This is a genomic window from Bacillus sp. JJ1773 (assembly GCF_036962035.1).
Classification (GTDB): Bacteria; Bacillota; Bacilli; order Bacillales; family Cytobacillaceae; genus Cytobacillus.
The window spans coordinates 23,971-43,887 of sequence record NZ_JBALNX010000026.1 but is presented as its reverse complement, the minus strand read 5'-3'; the positions used below and the strand labels follow the sequence as shown (position 1 = coordinate 43,887).

16 protein-coding genes are annotated in these 19,917 nt (G+C 37.7%); 15 read left to right on the top strand and 1 reads right to left on the bottom strand.

Annotated elements, in window-relative coordinates; all coding sequences use genetic code 11:
- Positions 1-15 precede the first annotated feature (15 nt).
- A complete protein-coding gene (gene pyk / locus V7127_RS05955; protein ID WP_335343861.1) occupies positions 16-1,776 on the top strand; it encodes a pyruvate kinase in 1,761 nt (586 codons plus the stop codon).
- A 12-nt stretch (positions 1,777-1,788) separates the two neighbouring features.
- Positions 1,789-2,175 carry an FxsA family protein gene (locus V7127_RS05950; RefSeq protein ID WP_335343860.1) on the top strand — a complete coding sequence of 129 codons (387 nt, stop codon included), beginning with the start codon at positions 1,789-1,791 and terminating at the stop codon, positions 2,173-2,175.
- A gap of 53 nt (positions 2,176-2,228) precedes the next feature.
- Here V7127_RS05950 and ytvI read toward each other — a convergent pair whose 3' ends face one another.
- On the bottom strand, positions 2,229-3,347 hold the full coding sequence (gene ytvI, locus V7127_RS05945) for a sporulation integral membrane protein YtvI (RefSeq protein ID WP_335343859.1): 1,119 nt from the start codon (positions 3,345-3,347) through the stop codon (positions 2,229-2,231).
- A gap of 859 nt (positions 3,348-4,206) precedes the next feature.
- On the opposite strand from ytvI, the gene citZ reads away from it, so the two are divergent.
- From citZ to V7127_RS05880, 13 genes are all read left to right on the top strand, one after another.
- Complete coding sequence (gene citZ / locus V7127_RS05940) at positions 4,207-5,325, top strand: citrate synthase (RefSeq protein WP_335343858.1); 1,119 nt, start codon at positions 4,207-4,209, stop codon at positions 5,323-5,325.
- 194 nt (positions 5,326-5,519) lie between these two features.
- Entirely contained in the window at positions 5,520-6,791 is a 1,272-nt protein-coding gene (icd, locus tag V7127_RS05935) for an NADP-dependent isocitrate dehydrogenase (RefSeq protein ID WP_335343868.1), read from the top strand.
- 120 nt (positions 6,792-6,911) lie between these two features.
- Entirely contained in the window at positions 6,912-7,850 is a 939-nt protein-coding gene (gene mdh / locus V7127_RS05930) for a malate dehydrogenase (RefSeq protein ID WP_335343857.1), read from the top strand.
- Between the two features lie 181 nt (positions 7,851-8,031).
- Positions 8,032-8,508 carry a MaoC/PaaZ C-terminal domain-containing protein gene (locus V7127_RS05925; RefSeq protein ID WP_335343856.1) on the top strand — a complete coding sequence of 159 codons (477 nt, stop codon included), beginning with the start codon at positions 8,032-8,034 and terminating at the stop codon, positions 8,506-8,508.
- A 172-nt stretch (positions 8,509-8,680) separates the two neighbouring features.
- Positions 8,681-9,391, top strand: coding sequence for a response regulator transcription factor (locus tag V7127_RS05920; protein ID WP_335343855.1), 711 nt, complete (start codon positions 8,681-8,683; stop codon positions 9,389-9,391).
- A gap of 2 nt (positions 9,392-9,393) precedes the next feature.
- Positions 9,394-11,169 carry a two-component system histidine kinase PnpS gene (pnpS, locus tag V7127_RS05915; RefSeq protein WP_335343854.1) on the top strand — a complete coding sequence of 592 codons (1,776 nt, stop codon included), beginning with the start codon at positions 9,394-9,396 and terminating at the stop codon, positions 11,167-11,169.
- A 218-nt stretch (positions 11,170-11,387) separates the two neighbouring features.
- Positions 11,388-12,353 (top strand): FtsH protease activity modulator HflK, encoded by a 966-nt coding sequence (gene hflK, locus V7127_RS05910; protein WP_335343853.1) that lies wholly within the window; start codon positions 11,388-11,390, stop codon positions 12,351-12,353.
- Positions 12,350-13,285 carry a protease modulator HflC gene (gene hflC, locus V7127_RS05905; protein WP_335343852.1) on the top strand — a complete coding sequence of 312 codons (936 nt, stop codon included), beginning with the start codon at positions 12,350-12,352 and terminating at the stop codon, positions 13,283-13,285. The genes hflK and hflC overlap by 4 nt, the downstream gene beginning before the upstream one ends.
- Positions 13,286-13,585: 300 nt before the next feature.
- Positions 13,586-16,216 carry a DNA polymerase I gene (gene polA, locus V7127_RS05900; protein ID WP_335343851.1) on the top strand — a complete coding sequence of 877 codons (2,631 nt, stop codon included), beginning with the start codon at positions 13,586-13,588 and terminating at the stop codon, positions 16,214-16,216.
- Positions 16,217-16,257: 41 nt separating this feature from the next.
- Positions 16,258-17,085: a DNA-formamidopyrimidine glycosylase gene (mutM, locus tag V7127_RS05895; RefSeq protein ID WP_335343850.1), complete on the top strand. Its 828-nt coding sequence runs from the start codon at positions 16,258-16,260 to the stop codon at positions 17,083-17,085.
- A gap of 150 nt (positions 17,086-17,235) precedes the next feature.
- Complete coding sequence (ytaF, locus tag V7127_RS05890) at positions 17,236-17,871, top strand: sporulation membrane protein YtaF (protein ID WP_335343849.1); 636 nt, start codon at positions 17,236-17,238, stop codon at positions 17,869-17,871.
- 19 nt (positions 17,872-17,890) lie between these two features.
- Positions 17,891-18,490 carry a dephospho-CoA kinase gene (coaE, locus tag V7127_RS05885; protein WP_335484299.1) on the top strand — a complete coding sequence of 200 codons (600 nt, stop codon included), beginning with the start codon at positions 17,891-17,893 and terminating at the stop codon, positions 18,488-18,490.
- 177 nt (positions 18,491-18,667) lie between these two features.
- Complete coding sequence (locus V7127_RS05880) at positions 18,668-19,699, top strand: glyceraldehyde-3-phosphate dehydrogenase (RefSeq protein WP_335343847.1); 1,032 nt, start codon at positions 18,668-18,670, stop codon at positions 19,697-19,699.
- The last annotated feature ends 218 nt before the right edge of the window (positions 19,700-19,917 follow it).

The window sequence follows — 19,917 nt, the reverse complement described above, 5'->3', positions numbered from 1 at the left end:
AGAGGAGGAAACATCATGCGAAAAACAAAGATCGTATGTACGATTGGACCAGCCAGTGAGAGTGTTGAAAAATTAATGCAGTTAATTGAAGCTGGGATGAATGTGGCACGTTTAAACTTTTCACATGGAAATTTCGAAGAGCATGGACAGCGAATCCGAAATATACGGGAGGCAGCTAGACGGGCGGAAAAAACGGTTGCTATTCTTTTAGATACGAAAGGTCCTGAAATTCGTACTCATAATATGAGACACGATGCCATTGAATTGAAAGCAGGCAATGAAATCATTGTTTCTATGAATGAAGTAGAAGGGACAGCGGAGAGGTTTTCTGTTACATATGCCGAGTTAATTAATGACATAGAGGTAGGTTCTAAGATATTACTTGATGATGGTTTGATTGCTCTTGAGGTGAACAAGATTGATAAGGCTTCAAAAGAAATTCATACGATCATTTTAAATGGCGGAATATTAAAGAATAAGAAGGGTGTTAATGTTCCAGGAGTATCTGTAAATTTACCTGGTATAACAGAAAAGGACGCTCAAGATATCCTTTTTGGAATTGAACAGGGAATTGACTTTATCGCAGCTTCATTTGTTCGCAGAGCATCTGATGTTCTGGAAATTAGACAGCTATTAGAAGACAATCAGGCTTCACATATCCAGATCATACCTAAAATTGAAAACCAAGAAGGAGTCGATAAAATCGATGAAATTCTTGAGGTGTCTGATGGAATAATGGTTGCTAGAGGAGATCTTGGCGTTGAAATACCTGCGGAAGAGGTTCCTTTAGTGCAGAAGCAATTAATCAAAAAATGCAATGCACAAGGAAAACCTGTCATTACAGCTACACAAATGCTTGACTCCATGCAGCGCAACCCTCGTCCTACTCGAGCTGAAGCAAGTGATGTAGCAAATGCCATCTTTGATGGTACTGATGCTATTATGCTTTCTGGAGAAACAGCTGCAGGCGCATATCCTTTTGAAGCTGTGCAAACGATGCATAATATTGCTTCCCGTGCAGAGACAGCTTTAGCCCATAAAGAAATTCTCTCCTCACGCAGTAAAGACAATGAACATAATATAACCGATGCTATTGGTCAATCTGTTGCACATACGGCACTTAACCTTGATGTTCATGCCATAATCACACCTACTGAAAGCGGTCATACGGCAAGGATGATTTCTAAGTATCGTCCTAAAGCACCGATTGTCGCTGTTACATCAAATGATTATGTTTCTCGCCGTCTTGCACTCGTTTGGGGAGTTTATCCGCAAATTGGAAGAAAGGCATCAACAACAGATGACATGCTTGATGCCGCAGTAGAAGAAAGCTTAAATAGCGGGATTGTGTCTTCTGGTGATTTAGTTGTTATAACAGCGGGTGTTCCGGTAGGTGAAGCAGGAACGACAAACTTGATGAAAATACATGTCGTAGGGGATATCTTGGTAAAGGCTCAAGGAATTGGACGAAAGTCTGCATTTGGAAAAGTAGTTGTTGCCCGTAATGCAGAGGAAGCGAATGCTAAAGTAACAGAAGGAGCCATTTTAGTAACAATTGGATCGGATCGAGAAATGGTGCCAGCTATCGAGAAGTGCAGCGCGCTTATTACAGAGGAAGGCGGGCTAACGAGTCATGCGGCAGTAGTTGGAATTAATATTGGCATACCTGTTATCGTTGGAGTTGAAAATGCAACAACTTTATTGAAGGATGGGCAGGAAATTACAGTCGACTCCAATCGGGGTGTTATTTATAACGGGCATGCTAGTGTTCTCTAACATGGTGACACTATGAGATATTTAATATTATTGATCATTGTTGTTCCCGCTGCAGAGATTGGGATGCTCCTCCTCTCAGGGAATTTTATAGGGGTATGGCCAACAATTGGATTAATTGTATTTACAGGCGTATTGGGAGCATATTTAGCTAAGAAACAGGGGCTTGAAACGATAAGGCGAGCTAGGGAGCAGCTGAGCTATGGCCGAATGCCAGGAGACGCGATTCTCGATGGGATATGTGTGTTAATCGGTGGAACATTGCTTCTCACCCCGGGTTTTTTAAGTGATATTACTGGTTTACTCTTATTAGCTCCCCCAACAAAAAGCATATTCAAAAAGCTCATGATTAAATGGTTTCGAAAATGGATAGACAGAAATACAATAACGATTATAAGATAAGCTGAAATAGAGAAAGGTCATTCCACAATGGAATGACCTTTTTCTGCATGTATTTAAGACTCAGGTTTCCCTTTGATAAATAGCCATAAATCATGGAATACGTTAGCTTTATGCAGGGTTGTAATAATGACTAGAGTAACAGGGCCGACAATCAGTCCTAAAAATCCAATTAACTTAAACCCGACAAACAAGGCAATTAAAGTAGCTAAAGGATCAAGTCCGATGTTGGAGGAAAGTATTTTTGGCTCCATAATTTGACGCTGAACGAGAACAATTGTATATAAAATCCCTAATCCGATAGCCATACCTAAATCTCCAGCAACGGCTTCATAAATGATCCAGGGAACAAAAATTAATCCGGTCCCTAAATAAGGGATAATGTCAACAATTCCTGCAATTAGTGCAATCGTTATTGCATAATCAACTCTTAAAATTAATAACCCAATTAAAATGATGACTGTTGAGATGGAGATAAGTGTTGCTTGGGCTTTCACAAATCCAAAAAGAGCTTTTTTAAGGTCTGCAAAAACTGTTATTCCGCTCGTCTTCGCTCGGTTTGGAAGCAGTTTGCCGGCCATTGCAGAAAGCCGGTACCAATCTTTACTAATAAAAAATGTGCCAAGCAACGAGAAAATCAAAACAGTTGCTGCATTCGGAAACCAAGATAAAATATTCGGTATTTTGCCAAAGAAGTTTTGAATAAATGTCCCTAAAGTTGACCCAATCTTCTTTCCGACATTCTCTATATTTTCCATAATTGTACCTTGCTGCCCGGTATCCAGACTATTAAAAAGACTTGTTATCTGATTGTAAAATGGAATAATTTGTCCTGCAAAGAATTGTTCAACATAATCAATAAGTGTTTCCAAATGATCTGGAACTACTTTAGCCAAGTAATCTGCACCTGATACAATCTCTGCTATTAATAGAGTGATCAGACCTGCAAATAGAGCGATAATCAGAACTATACTAATTAGCACCGCTAGTGCACGAGGCATTCGCCATTTATTCTGGAGGAAATTAACGAGCGGGTTAATAAGAAAGGCAATGGCAAAACCAATAATAAACGGGTATGTCACTTTTGAAACATAGAAAAAACCTATAAGAATCAATAGAGCAAAGCCGATAACGAATAATAACCTTAACGTTCGATAAAAATATACTGGGTTCAAGCAAGTACCTCCTTATGACATTGCATAAAAACTAATATTATTTACTCAAATTACAGAAGAAAGTTTCATTATTTAAAGAAATAACAATAAAAACTTAATGGAAAAGATATTTCTCTGCAGAATATTTTACCATTTCCAAAATAGGATATCATCTTATAAACACACTAATCTTCTGATAGGGAAAAATTGTAATAAAAGGTAATTTATTTTTAATAATTCTGAAATTATGTTAGAATAATATTAAGAATAGAATGTATTTTTTATTCGTATCCATACTAAAAATGACTTTATATTAATGGGAAACTTTGTATTTTTTGGTTTAGATCTATTGGGTGTATTTAACAACAATACCATTTTTTTCTATAATATAAGAAATATTAATAACGCTTAATAAGTAAAACTTATTGATTTGCAAAAAAATATTAATTTTTTCTTATTTTTCGATGCGTTTCCATTCACAAGTGTCAGATAATTGTTTATAATAGGACATGAAAATGCAACCTTTTACAAAGTCCTTTAAGAAATAAAAGTAAAAATATATTTATATTTCTACTATTATTTCTATATATTTATTATAGAATGGAAATGTAAGCATTTTCATTCTAGTTGTTTACCGAGCACTCGCTCGAATCGATTATGTGATATTGATTAATTCCAATCAAGGAATAAGAGATTTAATAGGTTGCCTTTTTATCAATTTTAACTGGTCTGTAGTTCGACATTTGTCGACTTAAAAGGGTGAAGTTGTTGCCCATATATCAGATGTACCTGATTAAAAAGTCATAAGGATTTAGCTTAGAACATGATAAACAGACAAAAGGGTATGGGGAAATCTTATTATGTAAAGGAGAGAGTCAGTATGACAGTTACACGCGGTCTTGAAGGGGTAGTTGCTACAACATCATCAATTAGTTCTATCATTGATGATACATTAACATATGTAGGATATGACATTGATGATTTAGCTGAAAATGCAAGCTTTGAAGAAGTGATATATTTGCTTTGGCATAGAAAGCTTCCGAATCAATCACAATTAGAGGATTTAAAAAATCAATTAGCAGAAAATATGGAATTGCCAAAGGAAGTATTAGAGCATTTTAAAATGTATCCGATTGATCAAGTACACCCGATGGCTGCTTTACGTACAGCTGTTTCTCTTTTAGGATTATACGATGAAGAAGCCGACTTGATGGATAAAGAATCTAATTATAACAAAGCTATTCGTCTGCAAGCAAAAATGCCTGCAATCGTTACAGCATTTTCAAGAATTAGAAAAGGTCTTGACCCAATTGCACCAAGAAAAGATCTTGGCTTTGCTGCAAACTTCTTATATATGTTATCAGGAAAAGAGCCTGAAGCCATTGCCATTGAAGCTTTTGATAAGGCACTTGTTCTTCATGCAGACCACGAGTTGAACGCTTCAACATTTACTGCACGTGTTTGTGTGGCGACATTATCGGATGTTTATTCAGGTGTTACAGCCGCAATCGGGGCTTTAAAAGGACCATTACACGGTGGGGCCAACGAAGCAGTTATGAAAATGTTAACTGAAATTAGTACACTTGAAAACGTTGAACCATATGTTCGCGGCAAGCTTGAAAAGAAAGAAAAAATTATGGGCTTTGGACATCGCGTTTATCGCAAAGGCGATCCGCGTGCTAAGCATTTAAGAGACATGTCTAAGAAATTAACAGAACTGACAGGTGAACCGCATTGGTTTGAAATGTCTACAAAAATTGAAAATATCGTAACGGGTGAGAAGAATCTTCCGCCAAATGTTGATTTCTATTCTGCTTCTGTATACCATAGCTTAGGTATTGATCATGATTTATTTACACCAATCTTTGCAGTAAGCCGTGTGTCAGGCTGGCTGGCTCATATTTTAGAACAATATGATAACAACCGATTAATCCGTCCGCGTGCAGATTATACTGGTCCCGGCATGCAGAAATATGTTCCAATCAAGCAAAGAGGATAAGCTTTGGGTGACAGAAAAATAATGTGAGAAATACAGGAATATTTTCAAATTGGAAAAATTCTGTAATAAATAGAGCAGATAAAGGTTAGGGGCTCAAAGCCATCTAACCTTTGATTCTGATAGATAGGTTTGACACCCTAGATTGTGAATTGCCATAGGGATATGTCAATGCTTTTCAAAAAATGGAGGGAATAATCATGCAAGGTGAAAAAATCACGGTAAGTAATGGTGTATTAAATGTACCAAATAATCCAGTAGTTCCTTTTATCGAAGGAGATGGAACAGGTCCAGACATTTGGGCTTCATCTTCAAGAGTATTAGACGCTGCTGTGGAGAAAGCATATAATGGCGAGCGTAAAATTGTCTGGAAAGAAGTATTAGCGGGAGAAAAGGCTTTTAATCAAACAGGCGAATGGCTTCCATCTGAAACTCTAGATGTCATTAACGATTATTTAATTGCAATTAAAGGTCCATTAACGACTCCAATTGGCGGAGGTATCCGTTCCTTAAACGTAGCGCTGCGCCAAGAATTAGACCTTTTCGTATGCTTGCGTCCAGTTCGCTGGTTTGAAGGTGTTCCTTCACCTGTTAAACGCCCACAAGACACAGATATGGTAATCTTCCGTGAAAATACTGAAGATATCTATGCGGGAATTGAATACGCAAATGGTTCAGATGAAGTAAAGAAATTAGTTTCCTTCCTTCAAAATGAACTAGGAGTAAATAAAATCCGTTTCCCTGAGACATCTGGAATTGGAATTAAACCAGTTTCTGAAGAAGGAACGAGCCGTTTAGTGCGTGCTGCAATTGAGTATGCTATTAAAGAGGGACGTAAATCATTAACGCTAGTACATAAAGGTAATATTATGAAATTTACTGAAGGTGCCTTTAAAAACTGGGGTTATGAGCTTGCTGAAAGAGAATACGGGGATAAAGTATTCACTTGGGCTCAATATGATCGTATTAAGGATGCTGAAGGCACTGAAGCTGCTAACAAAGCTCAGGCAGATGCAGAAGCTGCTGGTAAGATTATCGTTAAAGATGCTATCGCTGACATTTTCTTACAGCAAATCCTTACACGACCAAAAGAATTTGATGTAGTTGCGACAATGAACCTAAATGGTGATTATATTTCTGATGCACTTGCTGCTCAAGTTGGGGGCATTGGAATCGCTCCAGGAGCAAACATTAACTATGTAACTGGACACGCCATCTTCGAAGCAACACACGGAACTGCTCCCAAGTATGCGGGCTTAGACAAAGTGAATCCTTCATCTGTTATTCTGTCTGGTGTATTAATGTTAGAACACTTAGGATGGAACGAAGCAGCAAATATGATCGTAAAATCAATGGAAAAGACTATTGAATCTAAAGTTGTTACTTACGATTTTGCTCGCTTAATGGAAGGTGCAACAGAAGTTAAATGTTCTGAATTTGGGGATGAATTAATTAAAAATATGGAGTAATATATATATAATGGAGGCTGTTCATGAAGGTTCAAAGGCTAATAAGCACTTGGTCCCGTCTAGTTGCAGCCTCCTTTTTACATATTTAAAATACCTGAACATTCCAAGGGAGGAACTCTAATGTCTTTAAAACGCAAAAAGATTTCCGTAATTGGCAGTGGATTTACTGGGGCAACAACTGCATTTTTACTTGCCCAAAAAGAGCTTGGAGATGTAGTATTAGTTGATATTCCACAAATGGAAAACCCTACAAAAGGTAAAGCTTTAGACATGCTTGAAGCAAGTCCAGTTCAAGGCTTTGATGCAAATATTACTGGAACTTCAAACTATGAAGAAACAGCTGATACTGATATCGTTGTAGTAACAGCTGGTATTGCACGTAAGCCAGGAATGAGCAGGGATGATTTAGTACAAACAAACCAAAAGATTATGAAGAGTGTAGCACAGGAAATTGTGAAATACTCGCCTAACAGCTTTATAGTTGTGTTAACAAACCCTGTAGATGCAATGACTTATACCATTTTTAAAGAAACAGGTTTCCCTAAAAATCGTGTAATCGGGCAATCAGGTGTTCTTGATACAGCTCGTTTCCGCACGTTTATTGCACAAGAGTTAAATCTTTCCGTTAAAGATATTACTGGTTTTGTTCTTGGCGGACATGGAGACGATATGGTTCCATTAGTGCGTTATTCTTATGCTGGAGGAATCCCTCTAGAAACATTAATTCCACAAGACCGTTTAGATGCGATTGTAGAACGTACTCGTAAAGGCGGCGGAGAAATCGTTAATCTTCTTGGTAATGGCAGTGCTTATTATGCACCTGCAGCTTCTCTTGTTGAAATGTGTGAAGCTATACTTAAAGACCAGCGTCGTGTTCTTCCGTCAATTGCTTACCTGGAGGGTGAGTATGGTTATGAAGGAATCTACCTAGGAGTACCGACTATCCTTGGAGCTAACGGAATTGAGAAAGTAATCGAGCTTGAGCTTACTGCAGATGAAAAGTCAGCGCTTGATAAGTCTGCTGAAGCTGTACGCAGCGTGATGGATGTTTTGGCATAATCATACAATGAAAAATTCGGAGGGATGCCCTCCGAATTTTTTAAAAACTAAAAATTTGGCCCTCCTATTGGAACTTTATCATGATGGATAAAGGTGGTATAATGTTTTAATAAACAAAATAATTTAACAGTAATCAGATAAATAGTTGGAAACGTTTACATAAAGATGGAGGTGCCCAAAATTGTTACTTGGGAAAAAGCGAAAACTTGGAAGGAAAATTGCAGAAATAAATGTAGGGGAAAAATTAACCTTAACAGAAAAAATTGAGGATAAGGATTTACTCCTCTATTTAGGTCTTACGAATGACGCTAACCCACTTTATATTCAGCATGACTATGCATCACAAACACCATATAAAAAGCCAATTGTTCCAAGCATTATGTTGAATGGCATCATAAATTCAGCCATTTCTAAATATTTGCCTGGCCCGGGATCTCATATATTAAAGCAAGAAATTGATTATGTTAAACCTGTTTTTCACTATGGAACTATCCAGTTTCTTTTTGAGGTCACGGAAGTTAGTAAAAGCAGTCATACCATTCAAATTAAGGTACAAGGCACAAATGAAGATGATGAAATGGTCATTAATGGAACATTACTTGTATGCCCGCCTCATCGTATTCAAGCAATGGACGGCGACACACTTGAAAATTTCTAATGATTCTTCGAAAAGACATATGGTAGACGTATGTCTTTTTCTTTTCCTCAGAATATTGAAATGTTTGTCACTCTTGTTACATTTTCGCTGTCAGTATATATTAGTAATAGGATGAGGTAAGGGGTTTTTATCACGTTATTTAAGGGGAATACCGATTTAAACGGAGGTTAGCATGGGTAAGAAAATATTAGTAGTTGATGATGAACAGTCCATTCTCACTTTATTGGAGTACAATCTTAAACAGGCAGGGTATGAAGTCATCACTGCCATGGATGGAGAAACAGGAAAGAATCTTGCCATCTCAGAAAAGACTGATTTAATTGTACTTGATCTTATGCTTCCAAAAATGGATGGGATTGAGGTATGTAAGGAACTTCGCCAAGAAAAGGTCATGACACCCATTTTAATGCTGACTGCTAAGGATGATGAATTTGATAAAGTTTTAGGGCTGGAGTTAGGGGCAGATGATTATATGACAAAGCCCTTTAGTCCGAGAGAAGTTGTAGCTAGGGTCAAGGCTATTTTGAGAAGGACGCAGATGTTGTCAGAGGCTATGGAAGATGCTGCAGATGAATTAGAGTATATCCAAATTGTAGGCTTAAAGATTTTCCCTGATCAATATGAAGCCTATTTTGAAGATGAGCTACTTGAATTAACTCCGAAGGAATTTGAACTCCTCTTATATTTAGCGAAGAATAAGGGACGTGTATTAACAAGAGATCAGCTATTAAGCGCGGTATGGAACTATGACTTTGCTGGGGACACTCGGATTGTGGATGTCCATATAAGTCATTTAAGAGAAAAGATCGAGGCTGATACGAAAAAGCCCATTTATATCAAAACTATTCGCGGATTAGGATATAAGCTTGAGGAGCCTAAATGAGAATGGCCAAATTTCGCTCACGGCTTCTGTTTGGTTTAATTACATTAATATTTGCTGTATTAATTGGACTTGGTGTCCTATTAGGACAGCTTTTTAAAAGCTATTACTTGAATGCTTTTGATGAGCGGCTGAAAAAGGAAAGTGTATTGTTATCGAACTTTATTGAAGATGAAGGCGGTATTCAATCGATTAATAAGGAAGAAATCAATAATTACAGCAAAATGCTTGATGCACGAGTAACTGTTGTTGATATGTCTGGTGCAATCATTCATGATAGCGACCCATTAAAGGATTATTTGAGTAATCAAAAGCATCAATCGATTATTCATGAAATGATTGCTTATAAGGATATGAGCCATCACTTAATTAAAGATACTGGAGTGTACGATTTACATTATTATTGGCATCCAGTCTCGCTATCAGGCAAAAAAGAAGGCTATATTTTTCTAAGTACCCATATGACTGAAATAAATAATGCTTATAAACAGATATGGAAGCTGTTAACGATCATTCTGAGCATTTCATTTATTGTCATATTATTATTAGGATCAAGAATGACAACAAGATATACAAAACCTATTGAGGCCGCAACGAAAACAGCGATTGAGCTAGCGAAGGGGAATTACCGTGCTCGTACTTATGAAGACCATAATAACGAAACCGGTATGCTAAGTGCATCGATTAATGTGCTGGCAAGAAATTTGCAAGATATGAGAAAAACTCAAGAAATGCAGCAGGACCGGCTTTCAGCTCTTATAGAAAATATGGGAAGCGGATTGATATTGATTGATAGCAAAGGATTTATCAGTATGCTTAACCGTACATATAAAGAAATTTTTAATGTAAATCCCATTGAGTATATGAATAAGCTTTATTATGAAGTAATAGAGTATGGCGAAATTGTTTCTCTTATAGAAGAAATATTTATGACTGAAGAGAAAGTAAAGAAGCAAATTATTATTCCATTAGGAAGTGGACGGAGGCATTTTGAGGTTTATGGAGTGCCAATTATCGGAACGAATGATGTGTGGAAGGGTGTCCTTTTAGTTTTTCATGATATTACAGATATTAAGAAGCTTGAGCAAGTGAGGAAGGACTTTGTTGCAAATGTTTCACATGAATTGAAAACACCCATTACATCGATTAAAGGTTTTTCGGAAACACTTTTAGATGGAGCAATGGAGGATAAACAATCTTTAGAAGCGTTTTTGAAAATTATTCTGCAGGAGAGCGACCGACTACAGTCTCTTGTTCACGATTTATTAGATTTATCGAAGATTGAGCAGCAAAATTTTAATCTGTCTATTCAGTCATACAATATTGCAGATACTCTTGAAGAAGTAATAGCGATTTTAGACCAAAAAGCTGCAGAAAGAGAAATTAGCTTAATGATCGAGAAAGAAAATGATCCAATCCTCATCGAGGGTGATGCAGACCGGCTCAAACAAATTTTCTTGAATTTAATCAATAATGCTGTTACTTATACGCCAAATGGCGGAAGTGTTTCAATATCATTAAAAGAATCTCAATCGAAGGTTTTCATTAAAGTAGCGGACACAGGTATCGGAATTTCGAAGGAAGAAATCCCTCGAATATTTGAGCGATTCTATCGTGTAGATAAAGCCCGTAGCCGAAATTCCGGCGGAACAGGCTTAGGGTTAGCTATCGTCAAGCATTTAGTCGAAGCGCATAAAGGAAATGTTTCGGTTGAAAGTAAGATAGGGGAAGGGACAACCTTTTTTATTGAACTGAATAAAAATCTTCCTAAAGGCTACTGATGGATGAAGTGAATGGTTATTTTACATGTTCTTAACAATTAGCAAATGTTAGCTTAATAATTGCTTGATAGAATCATGTATGAAGAACCCCTTCATCCAAAGGAAAATGAAAAAGACGAAAGCAAACCCCGCTTTCGTCTTTTTTGCAATTTTATGAAACCTTTAGGCTAATGAAACGTATTAATTGTAAAGAACCTGTAACAGGAAGGGGAGAGAGTATGGTCAGCTTAAAAAGAATATATACAGTAACTGGCCTTGTACTGCTAATTATTATTTTGGGCATCACCGCCTTGACTACTTGGTATACGGTGGATGAATCTGATCAGGCTGTGATTTTAACTTTTGGAAAGGTTGAGGAAGGAATTACAGAACCAGGTCTCCATTTCAAATTGCCATGGCCAATTCAAAGCGTAGAGAAAGTTTCAAAAGAAACATTCAGTCTTCAATTTGGATTTGAAGAAAAAGACGGCCAAATGAAGGACTTTCCAGAAGAGACAAAAATGATTACAGGGGATGAAAACATCGTCCTCGCTGATCTTGTAGTGCAGTGGAAAATTACCGATCCAGAAAAATTCCTATACAATTCTAGTAATCCCGAAGAAATTCTATATGATGCTACCTCGGCTTCTTTAAGAAGTATTATTGGAAACTCCAAAATTGATGATGCTTTAACATCTGGGAAGGCAAAAATTGAAGCCGATGTAAGGGATTTATTAAGCTCTTTAATTGAAAAATATGATATTGGTTTATCCATTTTGGCTGTAAAGCTTCAAGATGTAGAGCTTCCGAATGATGAAGTTCGGAAGGCATTTACAAATGTGACGGATGCCAGAGAAACTGCCAATACTAAAGAAAACGAAGCAAAAAAGTATGTAAATAAAAGAATGAATGAAGCACAAGGTGAGAAGGATGCACTAATCTATAAAGCTGAAGGGGAAAAAGCAGCACGACTTGAAAGAGCAAGAGGGGATGTAGCTGTTTTCAATAAAATTTACGCAGAATATAAGAATAATCCAGACATTACTAGAGAACGACTTGTTATTGAAACACTTGAACAGGTTCTTCCAGATGCAGAAATTTATATTATGAACGATGATGGAAACACATTGAAATACTTCCCAATCAGGCCTCTTGAGAAAGAACAGCCTGTACAAACAGAGGAAGGAAGTGAAAATAAACAATGAGTGATAATAATGTAATTAATATTAATGAGCGCGGCGGAAAAAACACCCAATGGCGAAACTATATTAAAAGTGGTATTTTCTTAGTAATTCTGCTAATTATAATTGGAATCATTCTCAGCAACCTCTTTATTGTAAAAGAGGGAGAGTATAAAGTGATTCGCCAATTTGGTGAAGTTGTCAGAATTGAAAGTGAGCCTGGCTTAAGCTATAAAATTCCATTTATCCAAAGTGTTTCTACGCTGCCAAAATATCAGCTAACGTATGATGTATCAGAAGCTGAAATTAATACAAAAGATAAAAAGCGGATTATTATAGATAACTATGCTGTTTGGCGAATTGAAGATCCGAAGAAGATGATTGCCAATGCGAGAACGCTTGAAAGTGCTGAAACAAGAATGGAGGAATTTATTTATTCCACTACACGTACAGAGCTTGGGCAGCTAAACTACGAAGAGATTATTAATGATGAGAAATCCTCCCGTGGGTCATTAAATGATCGAATTACGGAAAAGGTAAACGAGCTTCTGGCAAAGGATAATTACGGTATTGTCGTCACAGATGTGCGAATGAAACGTACCGATCTACCGGCTGAAAACGAACAGTCTGTATATACGAGAATGATATCTGAACGTGAATCAACAGCACAGGAATACTTATCTAAAGGGGATGCCAATAAAAATCGGATTATTGCCGATACGGATAAACAAGTAAGAGAGCTATTGGCAAAAGCACAGGCGGATGCAGAGGAAATTAGAGCTGATGGGGAATCAGGAGCTGCGAAAATTTATAATGAGGCATTTTCAAAGGATCCTAGCTTCTACTCCTTATACAGAACATTAGAATCCTATAAAAAGACTATTAATGGCGAAACGGTTATCGTTCTGCCGTCAGATTCACCATACGCCCGACTATTAATGGGCTACACGAATTAATTAACTTCTTTCAGCATTCATCTACCACTTCTATAAATTGGAGAAGAATGAAAAAAGGTATCTATTTCAGTGGGGATTCAAACCCCGGCTGAATGAAGTTAAGCCTCCGGCGGATGCCTCAGATTTTTAGGGGAAATTATCGAGCCAGCTCGATAAAAATCTGGGCGCAATTTCGCCGAGCCGAAATTGATTAAGAACCGTTATTTTTCTTTCTTCGTTTGCTCATGGTAAAATGAAGAAAGGAAATAACGGTTTTTTAATGGAATGCTATGTTAATGGTGAAAAAGAGGTGGAATATACTTGAAGAAAAAATTAGTGTTGATTGATGGAAATAGCATTGCTTATCGGGCTTTTTTTGCTTTGCCGCTGCTGAATAATGATAAAGGCATACATACAAATGCAGTTTATGGCTTTACGATGATGTTATCAAAAATTCTGGAGGATGAAAAACCAACCCATATTCTTGTTGCATTTGATGCAGGAAAAACAACCTTTCGTCATAAGACGTTTAGTGAATATAAGGGCGGAAGACAAAAGACGCCACCCGAATTATCAGAGCAATTTCCGTTCATTCGAGAGCTGCTGGATGCCTATCAGATTCCAAGATATGAACTGGAGAACTTTGAAGCAGATGATATTATCGGAACACTTTCACTTCAGGCAGAGAAGGATGACTTTGAAGTAAAGGTGATTTCAGGAGACAAAGACTTAACCCAGCTAAGCTCAGAGAAAACAACAGTAGCCATTACCCGAAAAGGAATTACTGACATAGAGGAATACACCCCTGCTCATATTGCTGATAAGTATGGAATCACACCAGAAAGAATTATCGATATGAAAGGATTAATGGGAGATAGCTCCGATAATATTCCTGGAGTTCCGGGAGTTGGGGAAAAAACAGCTTTGAAATTATTAAAAGAGCATGGAACATTGGAAAACCTTCTAGAATCAATCGATAAAGTAAGCGGGAAAAAACTGCAGGAAAAGCTGGAGGAATTTAAAGACCAGGCAATAATGAGTAAAGAGCTCGCTACGATTACAAGAGAAGCCCCGGTAGACGTACAGCTAAATGAAATTGAATATGAAGGATTTGAAAAAGACGAGGTTATCAGAATCTATAAAGAGCTTGGCTTTAACTCTTTATTAGACAAGCTCGGTGACTTTGACGGTGTTGAAGAAGAAGATTTAGAGGAAATAGAGTTTACGATCGTTGAAGAGGTAACAGAGGAAATTTTTTCTGACATAAATTCTTTTTATGTAGAAATATTAGAAGATAATTACCATTATGCTGATATTATTGGATTTTCGGTAGGAAATGAAAAAGGAATATTCTTTATTTCAGCTGAGAAGGCTATCGCATCTCCGATTTTTAAACAATGGGCTGAGGACAAAAGTAAAGAGAAAATCGTCTACGATGGAAAAAGATCTGAAGTTTCCCTGCGTCATCATGGAATCCATTTATCAGGGATTACATTTGACTTACTTATTGCTGCCTACTTAATCAATCCATCTGAAACGATTGAAGATGTGAGTTCTGTTGCAAAAACACATGGATATACATCCATTCAATCAGATGATGCTTTTTATGGGAAAGGTGCAAAGCGAATCATCCCTGAGGAGCGGAAGCTTGCGGAGCATCTATCTAGAAAGGCTGATGCCCTACTATCTTTGAACGATAAGCTGGATCAGGAGCTTAAAGAAAATCAGCAGGATGGATTATTCTATGACCTAGAATTGCCGCTTTCTCTTATTTTAGCTGATATGGAATCGACAGGGATTAAAATGGATCTTGAGCGTTTACAGGCAATGGGCGATGAGATTTTATCAAAGCTAGTTGATATTGAAGGGCGTATTCATGAATTAGCCGGAGAAAAATTTAATATTAATTCCCCTAAACAGCTGGGAGTTATTTTATTTGATAAATTAGGTCTTCCTGTCTTTAAAAAGACAAAAACAGGTTACTCAACTTCTGCTGATGTCCTTGAAAAGCTTGAGCAGGATCATGATATTATTAAGGAAATACTCCTTTATCGCCAGCTTGCAAAGCTTCAGTCTACGTATATTGAGGGCTTATTAAAAATTGTGAATAAAGAAAATGAGAAGGTTCACACAAGGTTCAATCAGGCTCTTACTCAAACTGGAAGATTAAGTTCAACAGATCCTAATCTTCAGAATATCCCTATTCGACTGGAGGAAGGGAGAAGAATTCGCCAAGCATTTATTCCTTCTGAAAAGAACTGGCTGATCTTTGCTGCTGATTATTCGCAGATCGAGCTAAGAGTACTTGCTCATATTGCTGGTGATGAGAAGCTGATTGATGCATTTAATCAAGATATGGATATTCATACAAAGACCGCAATGGAGGTCTTTCATGTAACTGAAGATGAAGTTACTTCGAATATGCGCCGCCATGCAAAAGCAGTTAACTTTGGAATTGTGTACGGCATTAGTGATTATGGGCTCTCTCAAAGTCTAGGAATTACACGAAAAGAAGCAGGTCAATTCATTAATCGATATTTAGAGAGCTATCCAGGTGTTAAGCAATATATGGAAGATATTGTTTATGATGCTAAACAAAAAGGCTATGTATCCACTCTGCTGCATCGCAGGAGATACTTGCCAGAAATTACGAACCGAAATTTTAACCTCCGAAGCTTTGCAGAACGCACTGCGATGAACACACCGATACAAGGAAGTGCTGCCGACATTATTAAGAAGGCAATGATTGATATGGCCAATCGTTTAAAACAAGAAAAACTGAATTCACGGCTCTTGCTTCAGGTTCACGATGAATTAATCTTTGAAGCACCAGAGGATGAAATTGAACAGTTAAAGAAAGTCGTCCCTGATGTAATGGAAAATGCCATTCAATTAAAAGTTCCATTAAAGGTTGATTACGCCTATGGGCCTACATGGTTTGACGCGAAATAGAAAAGCGGAAGTGCTGGAACTAGACAATAGGAGGTGGTTCGATGCCTGAATTGCCAGAGGTGGAAACGATCCGCCGTACGTTGGATGAATTAATTATGAACAAGACGATTGACCATGTTTCAGTTTTCTGGCCGAAAATTGTAAAGCATCCTGAGGAAGTATCGCAATTTAAAGATGCATTAGTTGGGCAGAAGTTTACCGGTACCGGCAGAAGAGGAAAATTTCTTATTCTTTATACTCAGGATTTTGCGCTCATTTCCCATTTGCGAATGGAAGGAAAATATGGGCTTTTTCAGCAGACTGATGAAGTGGATAAGCATACTCATGTTATTTTCCATTTCACAGATGGTACAGAACTTCGCTATAAGGATGTACGGAAATTTGGTACGATGCATCTATATTTAAAAGGTGAAGAATTTAATCGTCTTCCTCTTTCTCAATTAGGTCCAGAACCTTTTTCTGATGGTTTTACAAAGGAAGAATTAGCTGAGAAACTTTCAAAGACGAAAAGGAATATTAAAGCTGTTCTCCTAGATCAAAAGGTGGTGGTTGGTCTCGGTAATATTTATGTTGATGAAGCACTATTCCGGGCGCAGATCCATCCGGAGAGACATGCTGACACTATAACCAATTCTGAATTAACAAGACTTCATAAAGAAATAATAGCTACATTGTCTGAAGCTGTTGACAAAGGGGGAAGTACGATCCGTTCGTACATTAACTCCCAAGGTCAAATTGGTATGTTTCAGCTCGAGCTTTTAGTTTATGGCAGGAAAGGGGAAGACTGTAAAGTTTGCGGCAGTCAGCTTGAAAGAATTATTTCCGGCGGACGTGGAACTGTATTCTGTCCTTCATGCCAAAAAAAATAATGTTAAACTCGCCATTTCAGGCGAGTTTTTCGTTCTCAAGTGCTTAAAAAGTTTTTCAATAACAATGGATAGGCTTCTCCCATATACTATCTTAGCGTTTGACAGGTAGCAACAGGTTACGTGTTGATACGAGGGAGGAGTCCTATCCAAATGATGCATACAATATCACTTTTTTTACTAGCATTTGCTGTTAGTCTAGATAGCTTTAGTGTAGGATTAACTTATGGATTACGAAAAATGAGCATCCCATTGAAATCAATTGGAATCATCGCTTGCTGTTCAGCAATCGCATTAGTGATTGCCATGACAATCGGTCGCTTCATTATTGGCTTTTTTTCACCTGCTTTCGCGGAAAGTGTTGGGGGAATCATTCTTATTTGCCTTGGAGTGTGGGTGCTTATTCAATTTTTCCGTTCAGGAAAGTCCAAGGATGCACTTCCCCATGAAAAAACGATTGTCAATTTTGAAATTAAATCGCTTGGTGTTGTTATACAAATTTTGCAAAAGCCAATGTCTGCGGATTTTGATAAATCGGGCACTATAACAGGGATTGAAGCATTAATGCTTGGACTTGCGCTATCCCTTGATGCATTCGGTGCTGGGATTGGCGCAGCTATGCTGGGGTTTTCCCCATATTATTTAGCTCTGACAGTGGCTGTCATGAGTTCACTGTTTGTATATATGGGCCTAAAAGTAGGGTCCGTTTTCTCCAAAAGTGATTGGGTACAGAAATTTTCCTTTATACCGGGGATACTATTAATACTAATTGGGATTTGGAAAATATAACGTAAGAAAGGGAAATGAGATGTCTATAGTTGTTGGCCTGACTGGAGGAATCGCAAGTGGAAAGAGCACAGTTTCCTCCATCTTAATTGAAAAAGGAGCATTAGTCATTGATGCAGATGTAGAAGCACGCTTAGCTGTCGAAAATGGAGAAGAAGCCTATAATGAGATCATTGCCCATTTTGGGGATCAAGTCCTGCTTGAAGACGGGTCGATTGACAGAGGAAAACTAGGATCTATCATTTTTCATGATGAACAGCAGCGCCAGAAACTTAACAGTATTGTTCATCCTGCAGTTAGAAAAAGAATGTTGTTGAAGAAAGACAATGCCATTGCAGACGGTGAAAAACTAGTAATTCTCGACATTCCGTTATTATTCGAAAGCAAGCTGACCTATATGGTTGACAAAACCATTTTAGTATTTGTGGATGAAGATGTTCAATTAGAACGGTTAATGAATCGTAATCATCTCACTAAAGAAGAGGCGATGGCAAGAATTAACTCACAAATGCCGCTTAAGGATAAGGTTCAGCTTGCTGATGAAGTTATAAATAATAATGGTACTATAGCGGAAACAGAGCAGCAGCTTATAGAAATATTGAAAAAATGGAATGCTATGTAGGAGCCTTAAGGGCTCTTTTTGTTTGCAATTGTTAATCAAGAGCAATAGGTTGATTAATCAGAATTATAAAACATTTATTTTCCACACTTTAATCATTACAAACGTCTACTAATATGTTATACTAATTACATATGAATACGATATAAAGTATAACACTTATGCGGAAGGGGCCGTAAAATGAAAGCGAAAATTGCAATTAACGGTTTTGGAAGAATTGGACGAATGGTATTTAGAAAAGCCATTCTTGATGATAAACTTGATGTGGTTGCAGTAAATGCAAGCTATCCAGCTGAAACATTGGCACACTTAATTAAGTATGACACAAATCATGGCCGATTTGAAGGGGAAGTTATTCCGGAAGACGGCGCTCTTATTGTAAATGGTAAGCGTGTACAATTATTAAGCAACCGTAACCCGCAGGAGCTTCCTTGGAAAGAATTAAATATTGATATTGTCATTGAAGCAACTGGTAAATTTAACTCTCGTGATAAAGCAGCACTTCATTTAGAAGCTGGTGCTAAGAAGGTTATATTAACAGCTCCAGGAAAAAATGAAGACGTTACAATTGTAATGGGTGTGAACGAAGAAGCTTTAAACATTGCAGAGCATGATATTATTTCAAATGCTTCTTGTACAACTAACTGCTTAGCGCCGGTTGCGAAAGTACTTGACGAACAATTTGGCATTGAAAATGGACTAATGACTACGGTTCATGCTTATACGAACGACCAGAACAATATAGACAATCCACATAAGGATTTACGCCGTGCCCGTGCTTGTGCACAATCTATTATTCCAACATCAACAGGTGCAGCTAAAGCGTTAACATTAGTGCTTCCTCATTTAAAAGGCAAGCTTCATGGAATGGCTTTACGTGTTCCAACACCAAACGTTTCTCTAGTTGACCTTGTAGTGGATCTTAAGTCCGATGTAACTGTTGATCAGGTCAATGCAGCATTTGAACAAGCTTCCGAAGGCGCTCTTAGCGGTATTTTAGATATTACTGATGAGCCATTAGTTTCAATCGACTTTAACACAAATCCGCATTCTGCTATCATTGATGGGTTATCCACAATGGTCATTGGAACGAATAAAGTAAAGGTTTTAGCATGGTATGACAATGAATGGGGCTACTCTTGCAGAGTTGTCGATTTAACAAAATATGTTGCACAGGAGCTTCTTAAACCTTCTGCAGTAAATGTTGGTTAATGAAATGCGCCTTGCAGCGCTATTAGGCATGCCAAAATTGGCATGCTTAATTTTTTTTGTCTAGCTCCACAAGGAACACTTCGGCAGCATAATCATCGCACGAGTAAAAGCGATAGCTTTTAGGAGGAGCGCCTACCCCGACGTACAGGACGTACTAGTGTCGACAGTGCGACAGGACAAGGAACGCCTCGGCAGCGAAACATCGCACGACCAAAAGT

Bases quoted from the DNA above. Each gene is read 5' to 3' on its own strand.
- pyk (WP_335343861.1), top strand. From the start codon at position 16: ATGCGAAAAACAAAGATCGTATGTACGATTGGACCAGCCAGTGAGAGT.
- V7127_RS05950 (WP_335343860.1), top strand. From the start codon at position 1,789: ATGAGATATTTAATATTATTGATCATTGTTGTTCCCGCTGCAGAGATT.
- citZ (WP_335343858.1), top strand. From the start codon at position 4,207: ATGACAGTTACACGCGGTCTTGAAGGGGTAGTTGCTACAACATCATCA.
- mdh (WP_335343857.1), top strand. From the start codon at position 6,912: ATGTCTTTAAAACGCAAAAAGATTTCCGTAATTGGCAGTGGATTTACT.
- V7127_RS05920 (WP_335343855.1), top strand. From the start codon at position 8,681: ATGGGTAAGAAAATATTAGTAGTTGATGATGAACAGTCCATTCTCACT.
- pnpS (WP_335343854.1), top strand. From the start codon at position 9,394: ATGGCCAAATTTCGCTCACGGCTTCTGTTTGGTTTAATTACATTAATA.
- hflK (WP_335343853.1), top strand. From the start codon at position 11,388: ATGGTCAGCTTAAAAAGAATATATACAGTAACTGGCCTTGTACTGCTA.
- hflC (WP_335343852.1), top strand. From the start codon at position 12,350: ATGAGTGATAATAATGTAATTAATATTAATGAGCGCGGCGGAAAAAAC.
- mutM (WP_335343850.1), top strand. From the start codon at position 16,258: ATGCCTGAATTGCCAGAGGTGGAAACGATCCGCCGTACGTTGGATGAA.
- ytaF (WP_335343849.1), top strand. From the start codon at position 17,236: ATGATGCATACAATATCACTTTTTTTACTAGCATTTGCTGTTAGTCTA.
- coaE (WP_335484299.1), top strand. From the start codon at position 17,891: ATGTCTATAGTTGTTGGCCTGACTGGAGGAATCGCAAGTGGAAAGAGC.
- V7127_RS05880 (WP_335343847.1), top strand. From the start codon at position 18,668: ATGAAAGCGAAAATTGCAATTAACGGTTTTGGAAGAATTGGACGAATG.